This is a genomic window from Actinomyces sp. ICM47, assembly GCF_000278725.1.
In the GTDB taxonomy this organism is placed as follows: domain Bacteria; phylum Actinomycetota; class Actinomycetes; order Actinomycetales; family Actinomycetaceae; genus Pauljensenia.
On the sequence record NZ_ALCA01000015.1, the window covers coordinates 1 to 3,954 of the forward strand.

1 protein-coding gene is annotated in these 3,954 nt (G+C 68.9%); it reads left to right on the plus strand.

Annotated features, from left to right (window positions below):
- Positions 1 to 3,954, plus strand: a 3,954-nt coding sequence (locus HMPREF1136_RS00790) for a fatty acid synthase subunit beta domain-containing protein (protein ID WP_034504285.1), incomplete at both ends; no start/stop codon positions are given.

The window sequence follows — 3,954 nt, forward strand, 5'->3', positions numbered from 1 at the left end:
CCCGCCGATGCCCGTCGATGGCGTCCTCGTGGGCACCGCCGCAATGACGACCAAGGAAGCACACACCACCAAAGCCGTCAAGGAACTCCTCGTCGCCACCCCGGGCGTGCCCGACAACGACGACCTGGCCGGCTGGGTCGGCGAGGGTGTCACCCGCGGCGGCATGACCTCTGGTTTGTCCCACCTGCGCGCCGACATGCACGAAGTCTCCAACGCCGCGGCAGCCGCCGCGCGCATCATCGCCGAGATCGGCTCCGACGGTGCCCAGGTGCGCGCCCGCAAGGACGAGATCGTCGAAATTCTCTCCCACACGGCCAAGCCCTACTTCGGTGACCTCGAAGAGATGACCTACGAGGCCTGGGTGCGCCGCTTCGCCGAGCTGTCATACCCGTGGGTTGATCCCACGTGGCAGATCCGCTACCACGACCTGCTCCAGCGCGTCGAGGCGCGCCTGGCCCCCGTGGACCACGGCGAGGTCGAGACACTCTTCCCGACCGTCGAAGACGTCGCCGACGCACACGCCGCCGCCGACCGTCTGCTGGCCGCCTACCCGAACGCCGCGACCACCCACGTCACCCCCATCGACGCCGCGTGGTTCCCGGCACTGTGCCGCTCCTACCCCAAGCCGATGCCCTTCGTCCCGATCCTGGACGACGACCTCATCCGCTGGTGGGGCCAGGACTGCCTGTGGCAGGCACAGGACGAGCGCTACAGCGCCGACCAGGTCCGTATCATCCCCGGCCCCGTCTCCGTGGCCGGCATCGACCGCGTCGACGAACCCGTCGCCTCCCTTCTGGGTCGCTTCGAGGCCGCCGCTGCTTCTCGCCTGGCCAACTCCGGCGTGGTGGCAACCCCGGCCGCTTCTCGCCTGGGCAACGGCAAGCCCGCCGCCACCCGCGAGGAATGGCTGCGTAAGGTCCCCTTCATCTCGTGGACCGGTCACCTCATGACCAACCCGGCTTCCATCCTTGATGAGGAGCGCGTCTCCCTGATTCCGACCGAGACCGGCGTGGACATGGTTATCCACCTGGACACGGCGTGGGATCACGACCCTCGTGGTGCCGAGAAGCACGCGGTGCGCGAGCTCATCTTCCCGCTGGTTATCTCCGGTGAAGACGGCGCCGTCCCCGTCATCGACGAGGCCAAGCTGCCCCAGCACATGTACGCGATGCTCGCGGCGACCGCCGGCGTGACCTCCGTGTCCGTCGCGGGTGACACCGTGGACGCGCTGCCCGTGATGATTCCCTCCACCAAGTCGGTCTTCGGCGAGGCCCACTACTCCTTCACGCTGGCCCCCACCCTCGGCTTCGACCACGCCGAGGCCACGGGCGCTGCTCTGCCCGCCAACTACGAGCTGGCTGCGTGGGCACCCGATGCCCTGCTCGGCCCCGCTTGGCCCGCGATCTACGCGGCCCTGGGTTCGGCCATCCACAACGACTACCCGGTCATTGAGGGCCTCCTCAACGCCGTCCACCTCGACCACTCGATCACCCTGAAGTACACGCCCGAGCAGATGCTTGAGCGCGGTATCACCACGATTGACGTGACCAGCCACGTGGCCGCCGTTGATGAGTCATCCTCCGGACGTATCGTCACGGTCGCTCTCGAACTCAAGGCCAACGGCGAGCACGTGGGCTCCACGCAGGAGCGCTTCGCGATCCGCGGTCGCGCCACCGGCAACCGCGCGCCCTCCGAGGCTGCGCCCTTCGGCGGTGCCAAGGTCGAGGTCGTTGACACGCCCCGCTCGGTCCTGCGCCGCGTGAGTGTCAAGGCTCCCGACGACATGACTCCCTTCGCGATTGTCTCGGGCGACTACAACCCGATCCACACCTCCTACGCGGCCGCCAAGGTCGCTGGGATGGACGCCCCGCTCGTGCACGGCATGTGGCTGTCGGCCACCGCTCAGCACGCCGCCGAGGCCGTCGTCGCTGGTCAGGGCGGTGCCCAGATCGCGGGCTGGACGTACTACATGTACGGCACCGTCGACCTGAACGACGAGGTCGAGATCACCGTGGAGCGCGTGGGTCGTGTTGTCGGCGGCGGCCTGTCCCTTGAGGTCACCTGCCGCATCAACAAGCAGGTCGTCTCGCGCGCATCGGCCTACACCTTCGCGCCGAAGGTCGCCTACGTCTACCCCGGCCAGGGCATCCAGAGCGCTGGCATGGGCCTGGACGAGCGCACCAAGTCCAAGGCCGTGGACGAGGTCTGGCGTCGCGCGGATGCACACACCCGCTCGGCAATGGGCTTCTCCATCCTCGCTATCGTGCGCGACAACCCGACCGAGATCGTGGCACGCGGCGTGACCTACCGTCACCCCGAGGGCGTCCTGAACCTCACCCAGTTCACACAGGTCGCGCTCGCCACGCTGGCGATTGGCCAGACGGCCCGCATGCGCGAAGAGGGCGTCCTGGTCCCCGGCGCTGCCTTCGCCGGTCACTCCCTCGGAGAGTACGACGCGCTGGCAGCTTACGCGGAAGTGTTCCCCCTCGAAACCGTCCTCGACCTGGTCTTCCAGCGCGGTTCAACGATGCACTCGCTCGTGCCCCGCGACGAGAATGGCCGTTCGAACTACCGCATGGGTGCCCTGCGTCCCAACCAGTTCGGCGTCGACGATGCTCACGTCGTGGAGTACGTCGACTCGATCGCTCAGGCCTCGGGTGAGTTCCTCCAGATCGTGAACTTCAACCTGGCCGGCGCACAGTACGCGGTCGCCGGTACGGTCGCGGGCCTGAAGGCCCTCGAGGAGGACGCCACCAAGCGCGCCGCCGAGCGCGGCGGCAAGCGTCCCTTCATGTACGTTCCCGGCATCGACGTGCCCTTCCACTCCACCGTCCTGCGCAGCGGTGTGGCGGACTTCCGCACGAAGCTCGACGAGCGCATCCCGGCCGAAATCGATCCCGCGAAGCTCGTGGGCCGCTACATCCCCAACCTGGTGGCCCGTCCCTTCGAGCTCACCCGTGAGTTCGCTCAGTCCATCCTCGACGTGGTTCCCTCCGAGACGGTGCGCGAGCTGCTTGAGGTCCCCGGAGCGTGGGACGCGGCCCTTGCCAACCCGGGTGCCTTGACCCGCACGCTGCTCATCGAGCTGCTGTGCTGGCAGTTTGCCTCCCCGGTGCGCTGGATCGAGACGCAGCGCGCGGTGCTCTCGACCGAAGAGGCCGCCCCCGGCGTCGCCGGCCTGGGTGTCGATCAGGTCATCGAGGTGGGCCTCGGTGCCGCCCCGACCCTGGCCAACCTGGCTGCCCGTACTCTGCTCGCCCCCGAGTTCGCGCTCTCGCGCGTGGATGTCTTCAACGTCCAGCGCGACGAGTCCCGCGTCTACGCGACCGATGTCGCCGTGATCGAGGACGAGGACGACGAGGAGATCACCCCAGAGGCTCCCGCCGCCGAGGCTGCCCCCACGCCCGCTCCCACCGCCCCCGCGACCGAGGCCGCTCCGGCCCCCGCCCCCGTGGCTGCGACCGGTGGTCCCTCGGGTGCCGACGTCGCGGATCTGCCCTTCACGGCGTCCTCCGCGATTCGCGCCCTGCTGGCGCTGTCCGCGAAGATTCGCATCGACGAGGTCGGTGCTACCGACACGACCGAGTCGCTGACCAACGGCGTCTCCTCGCGTCGTAACCAGCTCCTCATGGACATGTCCTCCGAGCTGGTCCTGAACTCCATCGACGGTGCCGGCGAGGCCGACGTGGCCACCCTGTCCGCGACGGTCGACAAGGCCGCTAAGGGCTACAAGCCCTTCGGCCCGGTCCTGGCCGAGGCCGTCAAGGAGCGCACGCGCAAGCTGTTCGGCGCTGCCGGCGTCAAGGCGAACCGCATTGCCGAGCGTGTCACGGGCACGTGGCAGCTGGGTGCCGGCTGGGCCCAGCACGTCACCGCTGAGATCGTCCTGGGCACCCGTGAGGGCGCCTCGACCCGCGACGGCGACCTGGCGACCCTGCCGCTGGACGCTCCGAC